This is a genomic window from Marivita sp. (genome assembly GCF_020055635.1).
Taxonomy (GTDB): domain Bacteria; phylum Pseudomonadota; class Alphaproteobacteria; order Rhodobacterales; family Rhodobacteraceae; genus Marivita.
Map to the genome: position 1 here is coordinate 14,644 of NZ_JAIPUT010000046.1, position 21,084 is coordinate 35,727.

18 protein-coding genes and 1 tRNA gene are annotated in these 21,084 nt (G+C 64.0%); 7 read left to right on the top strand and 12 right to left on the bottom strand.

The annotated features are described in order from the left end of the window. Nucleotide 1: 1 nt before the first annotated feature. On the bottom strand, nucleotides 2-1,396 hold the full coding sequence (locus LCF60_RS17895; RefSeq protein ID WP_292293645.1) for a hypothetical protein: 1,395 nt from the start codon (nucleotides 1,394-1,396) through the stop codon (nucleotides 2-4). A 296-nt stretch (nucleotides 1,397-1,692) separates the two neighbouring features. Here LCF60_RS17895 and xsc point away from each other — a divergent pair, with 296 nt between their 5' ends. Then, nucleotides 1,693-3,471 carry a sulfoacetaldehyde acetyltransferase gene (xsc, locus tag LCF60_RS17900; protein ID WP_292293646.1) on the top strand — a complete coding sequence of 593 codons (1,779 nt, stop codon included), beginning with the start codon at nucleotides 1,693-1,695 and terminating at the stop codon, nucleotides 3,469-3,471. A 1-nt stretch (nucleotide 3,472) separates the two neighbouring features. Continuing rightward, nucleotides 3,473-4,633, top strand: coding sequence for an acetate/propionate family kinase (locus tag LCF60_RS17905; protein ID WP_292293647.1), 1,161 nt, complete (start codon nucleotides 3,473-3,475; stop codon nucleotides 4,631-4,633). On the opposite strand, the gene LCF60_RS17910 is transcribed toward LCF60_RS17905, so the two are convergent. Beyond that, the gene (locus LCF60_RS17910; RefSeq protein ID WP_292293648.1) at nucleotides 4,630-5,499 is read right to left on the bottom strand and encodes a phosphate acyltransferase; all 870 of its coding nucleotides are present in this window, start codon (nucleotides 5,497-5,499) and stop codon (nucleotides 4,630-4,632) included. The two genes, LCF60_RS17905 and LCF60_RS17910, sit on opposite strands and share 4 nt — an antisense overlap. Nucleotides 5,500-5,672: 173 nt before the next feature. Here LCF60_RS17910 and LCF60_RS17915 point away from each other — a divergent pair, with 173 nt between their 5' ends. From LCF60_RS17915 to LCF60_RS17935, 5 genes are read left to right on the top strand one after another with little or no spacing between them, the layout of a single operon-like run. Further along, nucleotides 5,673-8,495 (top strand): molybdopterin oxidoreductase family protein, encoded by a 2,823-nt coding sequence (locus tag LCF60_RS17915; protein ID WP_292293651.1) that lies wholly within the window; start codon nucleotides 5,673-5,675, stop codon nucleotides 8,493-8,495. Beyond that, nucleotides 8,492-9,328 carry an alpha/beta hydrolase gene (locus LCF60_RS17920; protein WP_292293653.1) on the top strand — a complete coding sequence of 279 codons (837 nt, stop codon included), beginning with the start codon at nucleotides 8,492-8,494 and terminating at the stop codon, nucleotides 9,326-9,328. Before LCF60_RS17915 ends, LCF60_RS17920 begins: the two co-directional genes overlap by 4 nt. Beyond that, nucleotides 9,325-10,080, top strand: coding sequence for a 4Fe-4S dicluster domain-containing protein (locus LCF60_RS17925; RefSeq protein ID WP_292293654.1), 756 nt, complete (start codon nucleotides 9,325-9,327; stop codon nucleotides 10,078-10,080). Before LCF60_RS17920 ends, LCF60_RS17925 begins: the two co-directional genes overlap by 4 nt. Before the next feature lies 1 nt (nucleotide 10,081). After that, nucleotides 10,082-10,960, top strand: a complete 879-nt coding sequence (locus LCF60_RS17930; protein WP_292293655.1) for a DmsC/YnfH family molybdoenzyme membrane anchor subunit — start codon at nucleotides 10,082-10,084, stop codon at nucleotides 10,958-10,960. 30 nt (nucleotides 10,961-10,990) lie between these two features. Further along, entirely contained in the window at nucleotides 10,991-12,043 is a 1,053-nt protein-coding gene (locus LCF60_RS17935) for a pyridoxal-phosphate dependent enzyme (protein WP_292293657.1), read from the top strand. A gap of 26 nt (nucleotides 12,044-12,069) precedes the next feature. Here the strand turns inward: LCF60_RS17935 and LCF60_RS17940 are convergent, their stop codons facing one another. From LCF60_RS17940 to LCF60_RS17985, 10 genes are all read right to left on the bottom strand, one after another. Then, a complete protein-coding gene (locus tag LCF60_RS17940) occupies nucleotides 12,070-13,332 on the bottom strand; it encodes a SulP family inorganic anion transporter (RefSeq protein WP_292293658.1) in 1,263 nt (420 codons plus the stop codon). 145 nt (nucleotides 13,333-13,477) lie between these two features. Continuing rightward, nucleotides 13,478-13,554, bottom strand: a tRNA-Pro gene (locus LCF60_RS17945). A 56-nt stretch (nucleotides 13,555-13,610) separates the two neighbouring features. Next, the gene (locus LCF60_RS17950; RefSeq protein WP_292293659.1) at nucleotides 13,611-14,597 is read right to left on the bottom strand and encodes a DMT family transporter; all 987 of its coding nucleotides are present in this window, start codon (nucleotides 14,595-14,597) and stop codon (nucleotides 13,611-13,613) included. A 115-nt stretch (nucleotides 14,598-14,712) separates the two neighbouring features. After that, nucleotides 14,713-15,459, bottom strand: a complete 747-nt coding sequence (locus tag LCF60_RS17955) for an SDR family oxidoreductase (RefSeq protein WP_292293661.1) — start codon at nucleotides 15,457-15,459, stop codon at nucleotides 14,713-14,715. Between the two features lies 1 nt (nucleotide 15,460). Continuing rightward, the gene (gene leuB / locus LCF60_RS17960; RefSeq protein WP_292293662.1) at nucleotides 15,461-16,564 is read right to left on the bottom strand and encodes a 3-isopropylmalate dehydrogenase; all 1,104 of its coding nucleotides are present in this window, start codon (nucleotides 16,562-16,564) and stop codon (nucleotides 15,461-15,463) included. Between the two features lie 147 nt (nucleotides 16,565-16,711). Continuing rightward, nucleotides 16,712-17,734: an endonuclease/exonuclease/phosphatase family protein gene (locus tag LCF60_RS17965; RefSeq protein ID WP_292293664.1), complete on the bottom strand. Its 1,023-nt coding sequence runs from the start codon at nucleotides 17,732-17,734 to the stop codon at nucleotides 16,712-16,714. An 11-nt stretch (nucleotides 17,735-17,745) separates the two neighbouring features. Further along, nucleotides 17,746-18,480 carry a hypothetical protein gene (locus LCF60_RS17970; RefSeq protein WP_292293665.1) on the bottom strand — a complete coding sequence of 245 codons (735 nt, stop codon included), beginning with the start codon at nucleotides 18,478-18,480 and terminating at the stop codon, nucleotides 17,746-17,748. A gap of 312 nt (nucleotides 18,481-18,792) precedes the next feature. Next, nucleotides 18,793-19,398 (bottom strand): 3-isopropylmalate dehydratase small subunit, encoded by a 606-nt coding sequence (leuD, locus tag LCF60_RS17975; protein ID WP_292293666.1) that lies wholly within the window; start codon nucleotides 19,396-19,398, stop codon nucleotides 18,793-18,795. Nucleotides 19,399-19,500: 102 nt separating this feature from the next. After that, the gene (locus LCF60_RS17980) at nucleotides 19,501-20,304 is read right to left on the bottom strand and encodes a DUF4198 domain-containing protein (protein WP_292293668.1); all 804 of its coding nucleotides are present in this window, start codon (nucleotides 20,302-20,304) and stop codon (nucleotides 19,501-19,503) included. A gap of 52 nt (nucleotides 20,305-20,356) precedes the next feature. Next, on the bottom strand, nucleotides 20,357-20,626 hold the full coding sequence (locus LCF60_RS17985) for a hypothetical protein (protein ID WP_292293669.1): 270 nt from the start codon (nucleotides 20,624-20,626) through the stop codon (nucleotides 20,357-20,359). Nucleotides 20,627-21,084 lie beyond the last annotated feature (458 nt).

Here is a 21,084-nt window from a genome sequence, read left to right on the forward strand (position 1 = left end):
CTCAAAGAACCGGGCGCCACTGGAGGCGGTGCTCGGACTGGTAAGCGTTGCGGCTGGTGCGCAGGGACTCGGCGTAACCGGTCAGCGCCCCCGCCATCAACCAGGTCAGGGGAGTCAGCGTCGCGTTGGGCAGCATGTCGAAGACATTGATCGCCAGCATCAGCGACAGCGGCACGATCAGCGGTGAATAGTCCCGCGGGTTTCGATACCGCGTTTCGCGCCAGAGCAGGAAGACCGGCAGGACAAGCAACCCGAATTCGGCCAGAAAGCCCAGCCAGCCAAGCTGCCCGATCAGTATGACCCAGCGCCCGTCCGTGACGGTTTCGACTTCGCCGGTCGTGGTGTCCAGGATCTGGTTGCGATCATAGTTGCCCCAACCGAACAACGGTCGTTCCTTTGCCCGTTCCAGCAACTGGTATTCGTTGCCGAACCGAAAGCCCAGGGACGCGGCGCGTTCAGGATCGATGCTTTCCGCAAAGGACAGGATCCTGTCTTCCGGAACCACTGTCAGGCCCTTCAAGGCCGGATAGGCGATGGCGAACCCTGCAATGAGAACTGCCAGCCGCATCTGCCAGCGCGCGCCGCAGACCAGGAAGATGGGGATCAGCACGGCAGCGAAGATCCAGGCACCAAGCGACTTTGAAAGGACAAGCACACCGGTGAGGTACAGGGCGACCAGCAAGAGCTTCCAATTCGATTTCGCCTGCTTCGTGCGCCACAAGGCATAGGCCGACAGGAGCGCCATCAGGAGGTAGAACGCGGCCCAGATGCCGTGGTAGACGAACACCATCGGACGGAAGCCTCCGAAACGGATCGTCTGGATGAAATCATGTTGATAATAGCCGTAGATCCACATGTTGAGCTGCGGTGACAAGGCGACCTCGACCAGCATCAGCGGCGAATAGACCAGCCCCCCGATCATGAAGGCATAAAGCAGATCGCGCTGATCCTCGGCCCGGTAGAGGAACCGTCGCGCCAGCAGGAACGGGATCACCAAAAGCATTTGCTGGATCACGAACCCAAGGGAATCCTTGAGCGTCATCCCCTGGATGTAGAATTCGCCCCAATGGATCGGGTCCATGTTCAGAAGCGTCGTCGCGACGGGCGAGAACACGAAAAGCAGCAGCAGCGCGACTGCGAGGCCGGTTCTGGGCAGCAGGTTGGTATTCAGCGGGTAAAGCCAGAGCCACATCACCAGGGCGCTCAGCGCCGGGATGGTGTGTTTGGTAAGCGGCGGAATCAAAGGAAGGTCGAAACCCGCCGGCGGTTCCGGCAGAAAAAGATATCCTGCCAGCAACGTTGCGATCACGGCCCGACCCGGCGGCAGTTTCAGAAAAAGAAACACCGTGACCAATGGCCAGACAGCCAGTGCCAATGTTGCCAATGCATTTGGCATTCAAAGTCCTGTGTTCTCTCCGCACGCGAGCGCGGGTGTTTTCCTTGTAGCCCTGTGCCGTGACAGCGCGAATGAAATTCACTCGTGGCAAGCATACTGCAATCGAAATTCGGCACAATTGGCACGCGATTGCAGCAAATGCATGGTTCTCTATCGAAGAGTCCTTTGCGCGCCTTGCATCATTTTGGCTATAACCCGCGATCCGAAGTGGCCCTATCGACTGGACCCGGACGCAGATAGTGTTCCGGCTGAACGCGCTGGCCCCGAGGCCTGCGTCCGTGTTTGGGAGAGTTGCCATGAAAATGACCACCGAAGAAGCCTTTGTCAAAGTCCTCCAGATGCATGGGATCGAACATGCTTTCGGGATTATCGGGTCGGCTTTCATGCCGATCTCCGATATCTTCCCCAAGGCGGGTATCACCTTCTGGGATTGTGCCCACGAAGGATCAGGTGGGATGATGGCGGATGGCTACACCCGTGCGTCAGGCAAGATGAGCATGATGATTGCGCAGAACGGCCCCGGCATCACCAACTTCGTCACCGCTGTGAAAACCGCCTACTGGAACCACACGCCGCTTCTGCTGGTCACACCGCAGGCGGCGAACAAGACGATCGGGCAGGGCGGGTTTCAGGAAGTCGAGCAGATGAAACTGTTCGAGGACATGGTCGCCTATCAGGAAGAGGTTCGCGATGCATCCCGCGTGGCCGAGGTTCTCAATCGTGTGATCCTGAACGCCAAACGTGCGTCGGCCCCGGCCCAGATCAACATGCCGCGCGATTTCTGGACCCAGGTGATCGACATCGACCTGCCCGAAGTGGTCGAATTCGAACGCCCCTCGGGTGGCGACAGCGCGATCCGGAAGGCGGCGGAATTGCTGTCGGATGCCAGGAACCCTGTCATTCTGAACGGTGCAGGTGTCGTTCTGGCGGGCGCGATCCCAGCATCGATGCAACTGGCCGAACGGCTGACCGCGCCAGTCTGTGTGGGATATCAGCACAACGATGCTTTCCCGGGGTCGCATCCGCTTTTTGCAGGTCCCCTGGGCTATAACGGTTCCAAGGCCGCGATGGAGCTGATCTCGGGCGCAGACGTGGTGTTGTGCCTTGGCACGCGCCTCAACCCGTTCTCGACATTGCCCGGCTACGGTATCGACTACTGGCCCAAAGACGCCAGGATCATTCAGGTCGACATCAACCCCGACCGCATCGGCCTGACCAAAAAGGTCAGCGTCGGTATCGTTGGCGATGCCAAGCAGGTGGCCGAGGGTATTCTGGCGCGTCTGTCTGCCGGCGCCGGCGACGAGGGCCGTGAGGATCGAAAAGCGCTTATCGCCAAGACCAAATCCACGTGGGCGCAACAACTGTCCAGCATGGACCACGAAGACGACGATCCCGGCACGACCTGGAACGAGCGTGCGCGTGCAGCCAAGCCGGATTGGATGAGTCCGCGCATGGCGTGGCGCGCGATCCAGTCGGCGCTGCCGAAAGACGCGATCATCTCCTCCGACATCGGCAACAATTGCGCCATCGGCAACGCCTATCCGACCTTCGAGGAGGGCCGCAAATACCTTGCTCCGGGGTTGTTCGGCCCCTGTGGTTACGGCCTGCCCTCGATCGTTGGTGCAAAGATCGGCTGTCCTGACGTGCCGGTGGTCGGTTTTGCAGGTGACGGGGCCTTCGGGATTGCCGTGACCGAACTGACGGCGATCGGCCGGCCTGAATGGCCCGCGATCACCCAGATCGTGTTCCGCAACTACCAATGGGGCGCGGAAAAGCGCAACTCGACGCTGTGGTACGATGACAATTTCGTCGGCACCGAACTGGACGAAGGCGTCAGCTATGCCGCGATCGCCAAGGCCTGTGGTCTCAAGGGGGTTGTCGCGCGCACGATGGACGACCTGCGCGACGCGTTGAACACGGCGATCAAGGACCAGATGGAACACGGCAAGACCACGTTGATCGAGGCGATGATCAACCAGGAACTGGGTGAACCGTTCCGCCGCGACGCGATGAAGACCCCGGTCGCCGTGGCCGGGATCGACCCTGCTGACATGCGTCCGCAAAAAATTGCCTGACATGGCGCGCCCCGCTCAGACAGGACCGATCCTGGTCCTCAATGCGGGGTCGTCTTCGATCAAGTTCGCATTGTTCGACCAGAAGCTGCACGAGACCGTCGGGGGCATCGCCGAATCCATCGGCGGCGCCTCGCGGCTGCGGGTGGGGGACCAAACGACCGAGGCTCGGTTTGCCGATCACGCCGACGCGCTGGACGCCATACTCGGCGCTTTGGCGGCCCAAGATGTGACACCCGAACGCCTGCGCGCCGTTGCGCACCGGGTCGTGCATGGCGGCGACCGTCTGACCGGGCCGATGCGCGTCACCGATGCGGTGCAGCGGGAAATCGCAAAGTGCACGCCGCTTGCGCCGCTGCACAATCCGCACAACCTGGCACCGATGCGGACCTTTGCCCGGATCGCTCCGGACGTGCCGCAATTCGCGAGTTTCGACACGTCGTTTCACGCGGCCAACCCCGAGGTCGCCACACGCTATGCCATTCCGAAGATGGTCGAGACGCAGGGCATTCGTCGCTACGGCTTCCATGGCTTGAGCTATGCGTCTTTGGTTCGACGACTTCCCCAGGTTTCTGGCACCGACCTGCCATCGCGACTTCTGGCGTTTCATCTTGGCAACGGCGCGTCTCTCTGCGCGATCCGCAATGGCCAATCGATTGCCACGACCATGGGATATTCGCCGCTGGACGGTCTCACCATGGGCACGCGCTCTGGCGGAATCGACGCCAATGCCGTTTTGCGCCTGGTCGAAGAGAACGGGGTGGAGCGGACAAAGGCCATCCTCAACCACGAAAGCGGGCTGCTGGGCTTGTCTGGCGGAAAGTCGGACATGCGCAAGCTGATGCTAGACCCGTCCGAGAAAAGCGCCTTTGCCGTGGACCATTTCTGCTACTGGACGCTCCGTCATGCCGGGTCGCTGATGGCGGCGCTCGAGGGTGTGGACGCCATCGCCTTCACGGGCGGTATCGGCGAAAATGCCAGCGAGATCCGGGCGCGCATCCTGCACGCGCTGGCCTGGGTGGGAGTCCGGGTCGATCCGGAGCGCAACGATCGCAATGCGACCCGGTTGCACGCGGAGGGCTCTGCGGTTGCCGTGTGGATCGTCCCCGCCGATGAAGAGCGCGAAATCGCCTTGGATGCAGTGCGGCTCCTGTCGGCGGGCTAGGGGGCAGGCCGGGTGGCAAGCATGACGGTGACAAGCGTGGCAGCAATGATGTCGTCGACCGTGGCGCCACGACTGAGGTCGCAGACCGGATGGCGAAAGCCTTGCAGGAACGGCCCGATCGCCTGTGCGCCGCCCAGTTCCTGGCAGAGCTTGTACGCGATGTTGCCCGCGTCGAGCGACGGGAACACCAGAACGTTGGCGTCGCCCGCGTCCAGACCCTTCTTCGCGGCGATACCGGCATTCAGCGCAGCATCGGCCTGGATCGGGCCGGTGAAGCCGGTCGCCTCGGCCACCTTTCGAACGTTGTCCACGCTGTCACCCGCGCCACTGGTCCCGGTCGAGAAAGACAGCAGCGCCACCCGCGTCTTGCCCAGCAGGGCCTGTCCGGTTTGTTCGGAGGCCCGTGCAATGGCTTCCAGGGCGACAGCATCCGGAGCCACGTTGACTGCGCAATCCGCGAAGATGAAGGCCCGCCCGTCCGGGAACTGCATCAGGAAATACGAGGACGGGATGCTGTCGCCGTCCGCAAGGCCGATTCCGATGCTGGCGGCCTCGATCACCCGGCGGGTCGGGCTGTTGGCCCCTGCGACCATGGCGTCCGCCATCCCCGCGCGCACCATCGCCGCGGCGCGGTACAGGGGTTTGTGCAACAGGCGGCGCACCAGCGCCTCTTTGGTGCCGCGTACGTCCAGCATCGCTGAGACAAGCGCGTCATTGACCTCGTCGACCACCGGAATCGCTGTGCACAACCCCTCCGCATCAAGCCGCCGGGTCGCTTCGGCCACGCGGGGGTCTGTCCATTCCGGAAAAACCACCGTCGCATTTGCTGCACGCGCGACGTCGCGTGCGGTGTCCAGAACAGTCATTTCCGTCTCCTGTCTTGCGTCACCTGCCAGGCTTGCGTTACGTGTCCGGATCAAGAGACAGTCGCGCCGCGTCACCGTGGATGCATTGCGCCTTTACCATTTCCCGAGAAACATGAAGAGTGTCGCCGAATTATGACCGGGGAGACAACCCAGGCTGCAGAGGGAGGAAACCCATGAGTCATGTCCAACCAGAGTTGAACCTGTCGCCTGACGTGTCGGACGAGGTGCGCAAGACAACCTGCTACATGTGCGCCTGTCGCTGCGGCATCAACGTGCACATGAAAGCGGGCAAGGTCGCCTATATCGAGGGCAATCGCGACCATCCGGTGAATAAGGGAGTGCTCTGCGCCAAGGGCAGTGCCGGGATCATGCAGCACAACGCGCCATCCCGTCTGCGCGCGCCGCTAAAGCGTGTCGGTCCGCGCGGGTCTGGCGAATTCGAAGAGATCAGCTGGGACGAGGCGCTGGAGATCGCGACGGGTTGGTTGAAGCCACTGCGCGACACCGCCCCCGAAAAGCTGGCTTTCTTCACCGGGCGCGACCAGTCGCAATCCTTTACCAGCTTCTGGGCACAGAATTTCGGCACGCCCAACTATGCCGCGCATGGCGGGTTCTGTTCCGTCAACATGGCAGCAGCCGGCATCTACACGATGGGCGGTGCGTTCTGGGAATTCGGCCAGCCCGACTGGGACCATACCAAGCTGTTCATGCTGTTCGGCGTGGCCGAAGACCACGACAGCAACCCGATCAAGATGGGACTTGGCAAGATCAAGGCGCGGGGCGCCAAGGTGATCGGCGTCAACCCGATCCGCACCGGGTATAACGCGATTGCCGATGACTGGGTCGGCATCACGCCGGGCACGGATGGTCTGTTCATCCTCGCGCTGGTCCACGAGTTGCTGAAGGCGGGCAAGATCGACCTCGATTATCTGGCCCGCTACACCAACGCGCCCGTGCTGGTGAACGGCGATCCGAAATCGCCCGAACATGGCCTGTTCCTCAAGGATGACAACGGCAAGCCGCTGGTCATGGACCGCGTGACCGGCAAGCTGACCCCGTTCGACCAGCCAGGCGTGAAGCCTGATCTGGCGGCGACTTATCGTCATGCGGGGATCACGCATCGCCCGGTGATGCATCTTCTGGCGGAACGCTATCTCGATCCGAAATATGCGCCTGACGCGGTGGCGGACACCTGTGGCGTGTCTGCTGCCAAGATCAAGCGCATCGCGGCCGAGATTGCGCATGTGGCTTTCGATCAGGCCATCGAGATCGACCAGCCCTGGACCGATTTCCGGGGCGAAACGCACGACACCATGATCGGCCGCCCCGTCAGTTTCCACGCCATGCGCGGGATCAGCGCTCATTCCAACGGCTTCCAGACCTGCCGCGCGCTGCACGTGCTGCAAATCCTGCTCGGGTCCGTCGAAACTCCTGGCGGGTTTCGGTTCAAACCGCCTTATCCCAAACCAGCGACTGCGCATCCGAAACCGCATTGCAAGGTGACACCGGGCAAACCGCTGGATGGCCCGCATCTGGGCTTTGTGCACGGCCCCGACGACCTCTGCCTGAAGGAAGACGGCACGCCCGCGCGTATCGACAAGGCGTTCACCTGGGAAAACCCCATGAGCGCGCATGGCCTGATGCACATGGTCATTTCGAACGCTTATGCGGGCGATCCCTACAAGATCGACACGCTGTTCATGTACATGGCCAACATGGCGTGGAATTCGTCGATGAACACGCGCGGCGTCATCGAGATGCTGACCGACACCGACGACAGCGGCGAATATGTCATCCCGCGCATCATCTATTCCGATGCCTACAGCTCGGAAATGGTGGCCTATGCCGACCTGATCTTGCCGGACACGACCTATCTGGAACGCCATGATTGCATCAGCTTGCTGGATCGCCCGATCTGCGAGGCCGAGGCCGCCGCCGACGCGATCCGCTGGCCGGTGGTCGAACCCGACCGCGATGTGCGCGGGTTCCAGTCGGTGCTGTGCGACCTGGGGGCGCGGCTGAACCTGCCCGGTTTCGTGAACGCGGATGGCAGCCAGAAATACGCCGATTACGCCGACTACATCGTCAACCACGAACGCAAGCCGGGGATCGGACCGTTGATGGGGTTCCGGGGCGACGGCTCGGATATCGGGCGGGGATCGCCGCATCCCGAGCAACTGGAACGCTACGTGGACAACGGCGGGTTCTGCGTCAGCCACATCCCGCAAGAGGCGCAGTTCTACAAACCGTGGAACATGGCCTATCAGGATTGGGCCGTGAACCTTGGCCTGTTCGACAGCCCGCAGCCCTACCTGTTCAACCTCTATGTGGAACCCATGCGCCGGTTCCAGCGCGCCGCCGAAGGCCATGGCGACCGCCAGCCGCCCGAGCATCTGCGCGCGCGGGTCCAGACCACCATGGATCCGCTGCCGATCTGGTATCCGCCGTTCGAAGATGACGCCGTGGATACCGAAACCTTTCCGGTTCACGCGCTGACGCAACGGCCCATGGCGATGTATCATTCATGGGGCACGCAAAACGCATGGCTGCGCCAGATCCACGGCCACAACCCCTTGTTCGTGCCGACCGGGATCTGGGAGGCGAACGGCTTTGCCGAAGGTGATTGGGCGCGCGTGACCTCGGCCCACGGGGCGATCACGGTGCCGGTGGCGCATATGGCGGCGCTGAACGAACACACGGTCTGGACATGGAATGCCATCGGCAAGCGCAAGGGCGCCTGGGCGCTGGACGAGGATGCGCCCGAGGCCACCAAGGGGTTCTTGCTCAACCATCTCATACATGAACTCATGCCGCCCAGGGGCGACGGGCTGCGCTGGTCGAACTCGGACCCGATCACCGGGCAGGCGGCATGGTTCGACCTGCGGGTGCGGATCGAAAAGGTGGAGGCGCCCACCGAGGCGCAACCGGAGTTTCCGCCGCTGACATCGCCGGTCGGCAAGGGCCCCGGGTCACTGGCGTGGAAGGTGGGGCGATGAGCGCGGGATTCGTCACCAGCCGCGACGGCACCCGGCTTGCGTACCTGACAGCGGGCGATCCGGCCCTGCCGCCGATCGTGCTGATCCATGGGTGGGCACAATACCATGGCTGCTGGATCGACCTGATGGATCTTCTGGCCGATCGCCATCATCTTGTGGCCATCGACCTGCGCGGACATGGCGCGTCGGACAAGCCCGAGGACGAGGCCGCCTATACCGACACCGCCCTTTGGGGCGATGACGTGCACGCGGTGATCGAAGACCTGGGATTGATCCGGCCGGTCCTGGTCGGCTGGTCCTACGGGAGCCGGGTGATCGCGGCCTACCTGGCCACCCATGGGAATGACGATATCGCGGGTGTCGTTCTGACCGGCGGCATCCTTGCGATCGGATCGGCGCGCGAGGACTGGATGGTCGGCACGACCAGTCCCGGGCTCGACCGCGACCTGTATACCGAGGACACCACCCGCCGTCTGGCCGCCACGGCGCGGTTCGTCGAGGCCTGCACGACCAAACCTTTGTCCCGGCAGGACTTCGCCGCGTATGTTGGTGCCAACATGCTGTGCCCCGCCCATGTCCGGCGCGCGCTGTTCGCCGCGAACGTCGATCTCAAACCCGCCTATGGGGCCATGACCTGCCCGGGTCTGGTGATACACGGCACGGCCGATACGGTGGTCACGCCGCGCACCGGCGAGATCGCCGCCGACCTGATGCAACGGGGGCGATACCTGCCCTATGACGGCATCGGTCATGCCCCCTTCGTGGAAGACCCGGACCGGTTCGAGAGCGACCTGCACGCCTTTGCCACATCCGTGACGGAGCCCGCCGCATGACCGCGCTGCCCAAGACGACCGACCGCAAGCTTGGCCTTGTCATCGATCTTGATACCTGTGTGGGCTGTCATGCCTGCGTGATCAGCTGCAAGGGCTGGAACACGGAAAATTACGGTGCGCCGCTGTCGGATCAGGACCCCTATGGCGCGGACCCGGTCGGCACCTTCCTGAACCGCGTTCACAGCTACGAGATCACCCCCGAAAGCGGCCCCGCGCAGCTGGTGCATTTCCCCAAGTCCTGCCTGCATTGCGAGGATGCGCCCTGTGTCACCGTCTGCCCCACGGGGGCCAGCTACAAGCGGCAGGATGACGGGATCGTCCTGGTCAACGAGACCTCGTGCATCGGCTGCGGCCTGTGCGCCTGGGCCTGCCCCTATGGCGCGCGGGAAATGGACGCGGTGGCCGGCGTGATGAAGAAATGCACCCTGTGCGTGGACCGGATCTACAACAAGAACCTGCCCGAGCAAGACCGGCAGCCCGCCTGCGTGCGCACCTGCCCGTCCAATGCGAGGCATTTCGGCGACCTGGGCGACCCGGACAGCGATGTGAGCCGGCTGGTGGCCGAGCGGGGCGGCATGGACCTGATGCCCGAACAGGGCACCAGGCCGGTGAACAAGTATCTGCCGCCGCGCCCCAAACAGGATACCGCCCCCGCAGGCGAGGTCGATATCCTTGCCCCGTTCCTTGAACCGGTCGCCGACAGCCCGCAGGGGTTCCTGGGCTGGCTCGACCGCGCGCTGGAGAAGCTCTGACATGCATCCGGCCCCTTCGGTCATCGTGTTCACCACCCTGTCCGGCCTCGGGTTCGGCCTGTTGGTGTTTCTGGGCATCGGCCAGCCCGCCGTGACCGGGTGGGGCGCGTTCTGGTTTTTCCTGATCGCCTATGCGCTGGCGGTCGGCGGGCTTGCGGCTTCGACCTTTCACCTGGGTCATCCCGAGCGCGCGCTTCTGGCGTTTACCCAGTGGCGCACCAGTTGGTTGAGTCGCGAGGGATGGGCGGCCGTGGCGGCATTGGTCGTCATGGGGGTCTATGCCTTTGCCGCCGTGTTTTTCGGCACGCGCATCATGGTGTTGGGCTGGATTGGAGCCGGGTTGTCCCTGGCGACTGTCGGCACCACCGCGATGATCTACACGCAGCTGAAATCCGTGCCGCGCTGGAACCAGGTTCTGACGCCCCTGCATCTTGTTTCGCTGAGCCTTGCGGGCGGGGCGCTGATGGCGGGCCAGATCACCGAAACCGCTGTCTTGATGATCCTGGCCCTGATGCTGCAACTGGGTCACTGGCAGGTGGGCGACAAACGCTTTGCCGAAGCGGGCCATACCATCGCCAGCGCCACGGGGCTGGGACGCCCCGGCCGTATTCGCGCCTTCGAGCCGCCGCACACCGGAAGCAATTACCTGCTGAAGGAAATGGTGCATGTGGTGGGCCGCAAGCACAGCCTGAAACTCCGCGCGATTGCGTTGGGCCTTGGTTATGTCGTGCCCATCACGCTGATCTTGTTGCCGGGGGCGGGCCACCTTTTGGGCGGGCTGGCGGTGCTGAGCCACGTGGCGGGTATCCTTGCGTCGCGCTGGTTGTTCTTTGCCGAGGCTGAACACGTGGTGGGCCTATACTACGGCGCGCGCGGCTAGACCCCGCGCCTGACAGCAGGGGCAGACCGAATGCCACAGATCATCGAAAACCCTTACCTGGGCCTGGGGATGCCGGGGATGCCGCACCTGCGCCCCCGTGCCGATGCCTCTGCGGTGGGGGCCTTGTTGGCGCATTGCCCCCGGCACGCCCAGACGCCGCTTTCGACGCATCCCGGTCTGGCGGCGCTGTGCGGGGTCGAAACCGTGCATATCAAGGATGAACGCGGGCGCATGGGGTTGGGAAGCTTCAAGGCGCTTGGCGCGGCCTTCGCGATCGCGCACGCCGCTGGTGCCGCGCGCGGCGATGGCCCGTGGGACAAGGCCTTGCAGGGCCGGACCTATATCGCGGCCAGCGCGGGAAACCACGGTCTGTCGGTCGCGGCCGGTGCCGCCCTGTTCGGCGGGCGCGCGGTGATCTACCTGTCCGAAACAGTGCCCGAGACCTTTGCACAGCGCCTGCGCGCGAAAGGCGCGGACGTGGTGCGCCGGGGCGCCACCTACGAGGACAGCATGGACGCCGCCGCCCGCGACGCCGCGACACAAGGCTGGGCGCTGCTGTCCGACAGCACGTGGGACGGCTACACCGACCTGCCCATGCGCGTGATGGAGGGGTATCTGCAACTGGCCGACGAGGCCGCACGCCAGATCCCGGCACCGCCCACCCATATCCTGTTGCAGGCGGGCGTGGGCGGCATGGCCGCCGCCGTCGCAGCTCATGCGCGGGCGAGCTGGGGGGATGCGCCCGCCATCATCGTCGTCGAACCCGACGCGGCACCGGCCCTGTTCGACAGCATCCGCGCGGGCGCGTTGGTCACGGCGGAGGGGCCGGTGTCCGCCATGGGGCGGCTGGATTGCAAGACGCCGTCGCTGGTGGCGCTTGCGGGGCTTGCCCATGATGCGAACAGGTTCGTGACCCTCACCGAGGATGAGGCCGCAAGCGGCGTCACCCGCCTGGCGGATCATGGTCTGGCGACCACGCCATCCGGCGGCGCGGGGCTGGCGGCCCTGATCGCGGGCTTGCCGGGCATCGGGCCGGATGCGCGGGTGCTGGCGATCCTCAGCGAAGGGTCCGAGACCGGGTGAGCCCCGCCGGCCGTGCCCGGACCTTTCTACCGATCCGGCCCGGACCAGTCGGAGGGCGGAACATGGCGGCGGTGCATGCGCAGGGCCAGCCCCAGCGTGACACCGACACCGATCGCCACCGCAAGATCGGCGACCACCGTCAGAACCAGGGTCAGCAGCAACAAGAACTGATCGGACCGCCGTTGCGCAAGGTATCCGCGCCACTTGTGCGGCTCGCTCATGTTCCAGGCCGTCAGGATCAACAACCCGGCCAGCGCCGGCATGGCGAGGTACCCCGCCATCGGGGCCGCCACCATCATCACGACCAGAATTGCCAAGGCATGCACGAGGCCCGCAACCGGCGTCTTGCCACCCGCGCGCACGTTGGTTGCGGTGCGCGCGATGGCCCCCGTCGCGGGCATGCCGCCGAACAGTGCCGATCCGATATTGGCCGCCCCCTGCGCCAGCAACTCGGCATTGGGCCGGTGGCGCCCCTCGATCATCCTGTCGGCGACCATGGCCGACAATAGGGATTCGACCCCGGCCAGGAACGCGATGACGAAGGCAGAGGGCAAAAGCTCGATCATTCTGCCAAGGCTGATGTCGGGCAGCGCCGGCCAGGGCAGGGAATTGGGCAGCGTGCCAAATCGCGACCCGATCGTATCGACCGGCAAAGCCGCAAGCGCCACCACCGCCGAGGTCAGCGCCACTGCGACGATCAGGCCCGGAAACCTGGGAAAGGCGCGGCGCAACACGACGATCAGCACCATCGTCACCATGCCAATCAGGGCGGCGGCACCCGAAACGGTGTCGCGAGCGGCCCAAAGAACCTCGATCTTGGTGATGAACTCTGCCGGTACATGGTCCGCCTGCAGGCCCAGAACATCCTTGAATTGGCTGGTCGCGATAATGATCGCGATCCCGATGGTGAACCCGTTGATCACAGGTTCGGGCACTAGCGAGATCAGGTTTCCGGCACGAAAGAACCCCGCCACCAGCAAGATCAGCCCAGCCATCATGGTTGCGATCACCAGCCCATCATAGCCATGTTCGGCGATCACCCCGAACACCACGACGATGAAGGCCCCGGTTGGCCCGCCGATCTGCACCCGGCTGCCCCCCAGCAGCGAGATCAGAAACCCCGCGACAATGGCCGTGACAAGCCCCTTGGCCGGGTCGGCCCCCGACGCGATCGCGATGGCAAGGCTCAGGGGCAGCGCCACCATCGCAACGGTCAGCCCGGCCAGGACATCCTGCACGAACAGGCTGCGCGAGTACCCCGGAAGCGTTGTCAGAATTTCAGGTTTCATAGCGGGTTTGAAAAAGATGCGCGGTGATGCGGCAACATCCCCAAGGCGACACGTTCCGCGACCGAGCACAAGGGATATCGACCCTGTCTTGGGTTTGCCGAACCCAAAAGCGCCACACGATCCTTCGCCCTGGTGCTTGAAAAACTGGTCGGAGTGAGAGGATTCGAACCTCCGACCCCTGCCTCCCGAAGACAGTGCTCTACCAGGCTGAGCTACACTCCGACCGTGCCGCGCGGGATAGCCATTGCCGCAGGGCTTTGCAAGGGCCTTCCACCGGCTCAGGCGTCTTGGGTTTGGGTGTGAACGTCGCGTTGTTCATCGGTCAGGAACGTGCCCACCCGTGGCGCGGCGGGGGCGACCACGCGCGACCGGGTGCGCAGAACCGGCGTGTTGGCGGAGCCGCCGCCGCGATCCTCGCGGAACACGATGTAGATGCCGGACGCGACGATCACCGCCGTGCCTGCCAGCGTCTGCCATGCCAGCGCCTCATCGAACAGCACGACCCCGAAAGCCGTGGCCCAGATGATCTGGGAATACTGCATCGGGGCAACCGTCGCCGCCGGTGCAAGGCGGTAGGCCCAGATCAGGCAGCTTGTCGCCACCAGCGCCAGCACCGCGATCACCGCCAGCGCCGCCATGTCCTGGCCCGGCATCGGCTGGTAGACAAAGGGCATTGCCGCGCCCATCAAGACGACATTGGCCATCATCGGGTAGAGGATCAGCACGACCGACCGTTCCTCTTGCCCGATCTTACGCACGATGACCGACCCAAAAGCACCAAAGATCGCGGCCACCAGCGCCGCCAGGTGCCCCAGCTCAAGCTGCGTGGTGCCGGGCCGCAACACGATCACCACCCCGAGCAGGCCGACCAGGACTGCCAGACCGCGCCGGATGCCGACACGTTCGCCCAACATCGGGATGGCCATCAGGGTGATCAGAAGCGGCGAGGCGAACAAGATCGCGTAGACCTGCGCCAGTGGCAGTGCCGTGAACGCGTAGAAGGCACATACCGCCGTGATCACCACGGCCACCGTGCGCAGGCCCGTCCAAACGGGATACACCGGCCTGAGGTTCGATGCCCGTTCATCCCGCATCAAGAGGAAGGTGACCAACGGAAACCCGAACAGAACGCTGAAGAACACGATCTGGAACGGCGAATAGCTGCCGCCGAGATACTTGATGATCACGTCATGGGTCGCGAAAATTCCGAAGGCGGCAAGCGACAGCAGAACCCCGTTTCGTGTGTTTCCGGCGGTCGAGGTCATATGGTCAATCAGATCGTTGGGTCGGGTTCACCCCCACACAACGCGGATCGCCACCAAGGATCAAGAGACGATCGCGCAATCCTGCCTTGCATATGCGCCGCAGCGTTTCCGCATCTCAGCGGCGCAGCGCGGGCAGACCGACGCCGGAGGCCTCGAACCCGCCATCCACCGCCAGTGTCTGGCCGGTGATGTAGCTGGCGCGATCGGAACACAGGAACACGATGGCGTCGGCGATTTCGCGTTCCGACCCATAGCGGTTCAGCGGGATGGCATCATGGTAGGCGTCGATGATATCTTGTGTGTGGACGGCCATGGCCAGTTTCGTGCGCACCGGGCCCGGACAGACGCAATTGGCGCGAATTCCGTATTCCCCCAGTTCCACCGCCTGTTGCTGCGTCAGCTGGATGACACCGGCCTTGGATGTGCCGTATGCCACGCGCAGGGTGCTGGCGCGCAGGCCCGAGATCGAGGCGATGTTCACGATCGCCCCCCTGGCCTTTCGCAGCGCCGGGATGGCGGCCTGGCTGCACAGGAAGACACCGTCGAGATTGGTTTCCATCACCTCACGCCAGCGATCGAAACCGGTGCCTTCGATCGGTCCGAAATCGGCGACGCCGGCATTGTTGACCAGCGCATCGAGCCCGGTCCGGGCGATGTCCGCCTCGGCCAGCACCCGGTCGACCTGATCGGGGATCGAGATATCGGCGACCACCGCGCGGGCATGGTCGAGCCCGGCGGCGGCTTGGGTCAGTTCCGCGCCGTCGCGGTCGACCATCACCACCTGCCACCCCTCTTCGAGGAAGAGATGCGCGGTGGCCAGGCCGATCCCCCGCGCAGCACCGGTGATGAGCGCCGTTTTCACCTCAGGCGCCTGCGGCCAGCTTGGCGACGATGGCATCGCCCATCTGCGCGGTCGACACCGGCTGAACGCCATCGTCACCCAGCAGATCAGCCGTGCGCAGGCCATCGGCCAGAACCGCCTCGACGGCCTGTTCCAGCTTGGTGGCCTCGGCCCCCAGGTCGAAGGAATAGCGCAGCGCCATCGCAAAGCTGAGGATACAGGCAATCGGGTTGGCCTTGCCCTGGCCCGCGATATCGGGGGCCGAGCCGTGCACCGGTTCATACAGCGCCTTGGGCCGTCCGTTGGTCATCGGCAGGCCAAGGCTGGCCGAGGGCAGCATGCCAAGCGATCCGGTCAGCATCGCGGCGAGGTCGGACAGAAGATCGCCGAACAGGTTGTCGGTCACGATGACATCGAATTGCTTGGGCCAGCGGGTCAGCTGCATGGCGCCGGCATCGGCATACATGTGGCTGAGTTCGACATCGGGGTATTCGGCGGCATGCACCTCGGTGACCACGTCACGCCACAAGATGCCCGATTCCATGACATTGGCCTTTTCCATCGAACACAACTTGTTGTTGCGCTTGCGCGCCAGTTCAAAGGCCGACCGGGCCACGCGTGCGATCTCGGATTCGGTATAGCGCTGGGTGTTGATCCCCACGCGTTCGTTGCCTTCCTTGTGGATGCCGCGCGGCTCGCCGAAATAGACGCCCGAGGTCAGTTCCCGCACGATCATGATGTCGAGGCCCGCGACCACATCCTTTTTCAGGCTGCTGAAATCGGCCAGCGCGTCGAAACACTGCGCCGGGCGCAGGTTCGAGAACAGGTCCATTTCCTTGCGCAGGCGCAACAGGCCGCGTTCCGGTTTCACGCTGAAATCCAGCACGTCGTATTTCGGGCCGCCCACGGCGCCCAGAAGGACGGCGTCGACCTCTTGCGCCTTGGCCATGGTCGCGTCGGTCAGCGGCGTGCCATGGGCGTCATAGGCCGCGCCGCCCACAAGGTCTTCGCTGACGTCGAAGGCGATGCCTTGCGTGCCGTACCAGTCGATGACTTTGCGCACCTCGGCCATCACCTCGGGGCCGATCCCGTCACCGGGCAGAATGAGAAGCGAACGGTCGGTCATGTGCGGGGTCCCTCTGGATGGAAATTGCTTTGCGCCATCGCCTAGTCGCCCCTTGCCGAAGGGTCAAGTGAGCGCCGGCTTCAACCCGTCGGCCAATGCCTGCCAAGGCACATCCACGCGCGGCACGTGGCGCAGGCCCCACGGACCTCAGAACCGCAGATCCAGCCACAGCAGGCGGTGATCTGAGGCGGCGGCGGCCTGTTCGGCGGTGATGCCCATGATCGGCTGGTCCCCCGGCCAAATGATACCTGCGGCCGCGACATCCATCATGGCGGCAGGCAAGATGTAGTCGACCCTCAGATCGCCGGGCGTCGGGTCGGCCCAGTCGGCGGTGGCCGTGCCGCCTGTCCCGGTCCGGGGGCGCGGATCCTGAAGCCTGGGATGAGTCACCAGTGGCCCGATGCCGCCCGGTCGCCCCTCGCCGCGCATGGGGTCGACATTCAGCGTTCCGATCACCGCAAAACGGTCGGCGGCAAACCGGGCGCCATCGGGCGACCAGCCGTCGAGGTACAACTGCCAGAACCTCAATTCATCCTCGTTGCGGCGGCCATTGCGATCCTCGGGACCGTCGAACACTGGCGGGCTGGCGTGGCTTGTCAACAGATGCAGCGCCCCGTACGGCGTCAGGATCTGGACATCCCACGCGGCCACGGAATGCAGCCGCAGCAGGTCGAGGGCCGGGGCCGGCACGACGTCGGCAGCATGACCGCCGGGCAGATCCGCCCAGACAAACGCGCTGAAATCGCGGATGTCCCCGATCGGATGGCGCGACAGCACGGCCATGCCGCCCTGCCCGTTGAAGAACCCGTAGCCATGGGCATCGCGGGCCGCGTGGCTGCGGCCGTCGCCATCGATATCCACGCCGGTAGGTCGGCCGGTATTCGGTCGCAGCGCCAGATGGTGCGGGTAATCGACACCCAGGCCGGTCAGTTCATCGGCCAGCCGCCGCAACGCGGCATGGTCCGCGTCGTAATCCATGTCTTGCAGCACCAGGATATCGGGCGCGGCCGCCGCGATGACGGACAGGGTCGCGATGATCCGGGTGTCATCGCCCGACTGCAGATCCCGCAGCAAGAGCCCGGGGCCGTTGCGGGACAGGGATGTGTGATAGGTGGCCACCCGCAGGGTTTCAGCCGATGCGCTGGCGCCGGACAGAACGGCCAACGCCACGAAATGCGGGATCAGTAGGCGGTGCGAGGTGCGTCGGCGGCCACTGCCGCCACAAGCCGGGCGCGCCGGTTCGTGATCATGTCGGCGATGCGCCCCATGGCGAGGCCGCGCATGAACAGGCTCAACGGCAGGAACATCCACAACGCAATCCCCCAGACCATCGTGTGGTGCGACCCGAGTATGGACATGCCCATATGCCGTGCCGCGAAAATTGCGATCATCGGAACGACAAATAGCAGCGCAAACCCTAATATGATGTTAATGCGCGCGTCCCGCTTCAGGCGTTTGACCACGTCTCCGCCGGCGGTCGGGTCGAATGTGGGCAGGTTGATCCAGACATTGAACGCCATTTCGCGGTTCGGCCATTGGCGAAGCCGGAGCAGCAGGGCAAAGATGGCAAGCGCACCCAGCATGATGAAAATGGTAAGCCCCACCATGACCTTGATCTCGGCCAATGACACCGGGGCCATGCCGTCGGGCAGGCGATCCAGAATGACCGTCATCGGGCTCCAGGGGAAATCCAGCGCCGCGCCCATCACAAGACCCAGCGCCCGCAAAACGAGGGCAAGACTGGAATCGGGGCCACCGGCGATGACGACGCTCAAGCTGAACAGGGTCAGCATCAGCGTCAGGGCGCGAACACGGTTGAAGGGAGGAGCGTCGCGGAATTCGACCAGTGCAGGGTAGGTTGCGCCATATTCCATGGCTACGAACCCGGCCAAAGCAAGGCCGACAAGGGTCACCATCTGTGCCCCTTCCGCGGTTGTACCGGGAAGGATCAGCGATGGGGTCGCAACAACCAACAAGACAATGATCGCCCGAACCACAGCACCGATGAGCTGCGAAAGCACGTCCTACCACCTCAAATTTCGGCCAGGCAATGCCCGGTCCCGTTACCCGTCAGTCCATGGTTAACCACGGCTTAAGAGCTTTGTTTTGGCGGTAACGTGCCCAAACCAAGACACCTGCGCAAGATTTCGGCCAAGTCTTGCCACATTTCCGCCCCAATTGACGGGGCGGTGTTTCCGTATTGCATCACCAATCGTCGGCGATCGGTGTCAGACCCAGGGGCGCGCCTGTGCCGCCTGTGCCTCGAACGCATCGATGGACGCCGATTTTTCGAGGGTCAGACCGATGTCGTCCAGCCCGTTCAACAAGCAGTGCTTGCGGAAGGCATCGACCTCGAACCCGATCGAGCCGCCATCGGGCCCGGTGATCGTCTGGTTTTCCAGATCGATCGTGACGACCGCATTGGCGCCGCGGTCCGCGTCATCCATCAGCTTGTCGACATCTTCTTGCGGCAAAACAATCGGCAAGATGCCATTCTTGAAACAGTTGTTGAAAAAGATGTCCGCAAAAGACGGCGCGATCACGCACCGGATCCCGAAATCCAGCAAGGCCCAGGGCGCATGTTCCCGCGACGATCCGCAGCCGAAGTTTTCGCCGGCCACGAGGATTTCGGCGTTGCGATAAGCGGGCTTGTTCAGCACGAAACCGGGGATCTCATCGCCATTGTCGTCATAGCGCATTTCATCGAATAGGTTCACGCCAAGGCCCGACCGCTTGATGGTCTTCAGGAACTGCTTGGGAATGATCATGTCGGTATCGACATTGATCAGGGGCATGGGCGCGGCAATGCCCGTCAGGGTGGTGAATTTTTCCATGGCTCGTCTCCTCGAAGATCGAGGATGCTTTAGCGGGTTGGCCGCGCGCCGACAAGACAGCCGTGGCGCGGGCCGGGGTGTTTGCAGACGGAGTGCCACCTATCAGGGCACGGCAAAGGTCAGATTGGCCCAATGCGTCAGCCATTCGGCGTCATTGGGCAGTCTTGGGTCCACCGGTTCGAGCGTCACGGCGTCGGCCATGTAAATGTGGCCGGGTTGAACCGGCAAGATCGCGATGCCATCCGCATCGGTGCGGTGAGTGGTGATCGTGACCGTGCCGTCAGGGGCCTGGTCGAACAGTTCCACCTGTTCATTGGCACGAACGGCATCATTCAGCCACAGCTGCACCGGAACCCCGCCCGAGACATCATCGGTGTAAGGATTGGCCAGCGCCACAAGCTCGGTCAGCATGCCGACCCGCGTATCGGATCCCGCCCCCGCGCCCACCGCGATCAGCGATTTGGCGTAGCGGTAATAGGTCTCGCGCACGTCGTCCTGATCCAGCCCGCGTTCAGCCTGCATCGTGGTCACATCGCCCAGGTCCTTGTGTTCGGCAAAACCCAGGAACCGATCCCAGGTGGTCCAGGTCAGATCGCGCGATGTGGTTTCATGCACCACGACCGCAAGCCCGTCTGGCAGACCGTCGATGGACAGGGCGGGAATATCGCCCATGCGGCCCCGGACCTCGAGGGCCTGGCCACCCGCCATCACCTCGAAGCGTTCAAAATTCCGTGGAAGATAGGACATGGTCGTGCCGTTGAAGGCCTCCCCCACACGCAGTTGCGCGGTGACCGTTTCGCCCTGGGCGACCATGTAGGCGGCAGGGTCGATCCAGAATTCATGGGCCCCGGCCTTGCCAACGAGGATCATAGATACAACTGTTGCTGCCAATAGAATCTGTTTCATGGGACGCGCCTTGTTAATGACCCTGTTTAACCTGATCCGACCGGTCCTGCTGTCAATGGCAATTATGCTCACCAGCATGGTGCCGACCGCCGCCCACGAGATCCGCCGCGGAGAGCGGGAGAGCGGCGAGGTGCCCCGTGGCGCCGCCCCCGGCCGCCCGGCAAGGCCTCGGACTGGCCGCCGCCCTTGCCACCGTTTCGATCTGGGCCAGCTTCATGCTGGTAACGCGGAACGCCGTCGACGGCGCGTTTACCGTGGCCGAACTGATCTTCTTGCGGATGGTGCCCGCCGATATTCTGCTGGCGCTGGCGATGCTGAGCAAGGGCGTCGTCCCGCACGGTCTGCCCCCTGCCGGCCCAGCTCTTGATGATGATCGGCGCGCGCATCGGCTTCCCGGCACTGCTGATGCTTGGCCTTCGGTAGGCCTCGGATGCCGGGGCGCTGGCGCCCGGGACCATGCCGTTCTGGGCGGCCCTCGCGGCCTAGGCGCTTGCGGCCGAGCGGCCGGACCGCCGTCGGCGGGCTGGTCCTGATCCTGGTCGGCGCCATCATGATGAGCCTGTGGTCGGTGGCGGTCGGTGCGCTCGACGTGCGTGGCGCGGTCACCTGCTGTTTCTGTCTGCTGCCGTCTTGCGGAGCACCTATGCCGTGGTGTTCCGGCAAAGCGGGCTCGACCCGCTGCACGCGCTGGCCATCCGCGTGTTCTGGCCTTGCGTGACGCTCATGCCGGTCCTGCTGTGGATTGGCCTGCCGTTCGATGGCGCCGGTCTGCGCGACATC

What these genes read in the sequence shown, in the direction of transcription:
- LCF60_RS17895 (WP_292293645.1), bottom strand. Translation starts at nt 1,396, where the DNA reads ATGCCAAATGCATTGGCAACATTGGCACTGGCTGTCTGGCCATTGGTC.
- xsc (WP_292293646.1), top strand. Translation starts at nt 1,693, where the DNA reads ATGAAAATGACCACCGAAGAAGCCTTTGTCAAAGTCCTCCAGATGCAT.
- LCF60_RS17905 (WP_292293647.1), top strand. Translation starts at nt 3,473, where the DNA reads ATGGCGCGCCCCGCTCAGACAGGACCGATCCTGGTCCTCAATGCGGGG.
- LCF60_RS17910 (WP_292293648.1), bottom strand. Translation starts at nt 5,499, where the DNA reads ATGACTGTTCTGGACACCGCACGCGACGTCGCGCGTGCAGCAAATGCG.
- LCF60_RS17915 (WP_292293651.1), top strand. Translation starts at nt 5,673, where the DNA reads ATGAGTCATGTCCAACCAGAGTTGAACCTGTCGCCTGACGTGTCGGAC.
- LCF60_RS17920 (WP_292293653.1), top strand. Translation starts at nt 8,492, where the DNA reads ATGAGCGCGGGATTCGTCACCAGCCGCGACGGCACCCGGCTTGCGTAC.
- LCF60_RS17925 (WP_292293654.1), top strand. Translation starts at nt 9,325, where the DNA reads ATGACCGCGCTGCCCAAGACGACCGACCGCAAGCTTGGCCTTGTCATC.
- LCF60_RS17930 (WP_292293655.1), top strand. Translation starts at nt 10,082, where the DNA reads ATGCATCCGGCCCCTTCGGTCATCGTGTTCACCACCCTGTCCGGCCTC.
- LCF60_RS17935 (WP_292293657.1), top strand. Translation starts at nt 10,991, where the DNA reads ATGCCACAGATCATCGAAAACCCTTACCTGGGCCTGGGGATGCCGGGG.
- LCF60_RS17940 (WP_292293658.1), bottom strand. Translation starts at nt 13,332, where the DNA reads ATGAAACCTGAAATTCTGACAACGCTTCCGGGGTACTCGCGCAGCCTG.
- LCF60_RS17950 (WP_292293659.1), bottom strand. Translation starts at nt 14,597, where the DNA reads ATGACCTCGACCGCCGGAAACACACGAAACGGGGTTCTGCTGTCGCTT.
- leuB (WP_292293662.1), bottom strand. Translation starts at nt 16,564, where the DNA reads ATGACCGACCGTTCGCTTCTCATTCTGCCCGGTGACGGGATCGGCCCC.
- LCF60_RS17970 (WP_292293665.1), bottom strand. Translation starts at nt 18,480, where the DNA reads ATGGTGACCCTTGTCGGCCTTGCTTTGGCCGGGTTCGTAGCCATGGAA.
- leuD (WP_292293666.1), bottom strand. Translation starts at nt 19,398, where the DNA reads ATGGAAAAATTCACCACCCTGACGGGCATTGCCGCGCCCATGCCCCTG.
- LCF60_RS17980 (WP_292293668.1), bottom strand. Translation starts at nt 20,304, where the DNA reads ATGAAACAGATTCTATTGGCAGCAACAGTTGTATCTATGATCCTCGTT.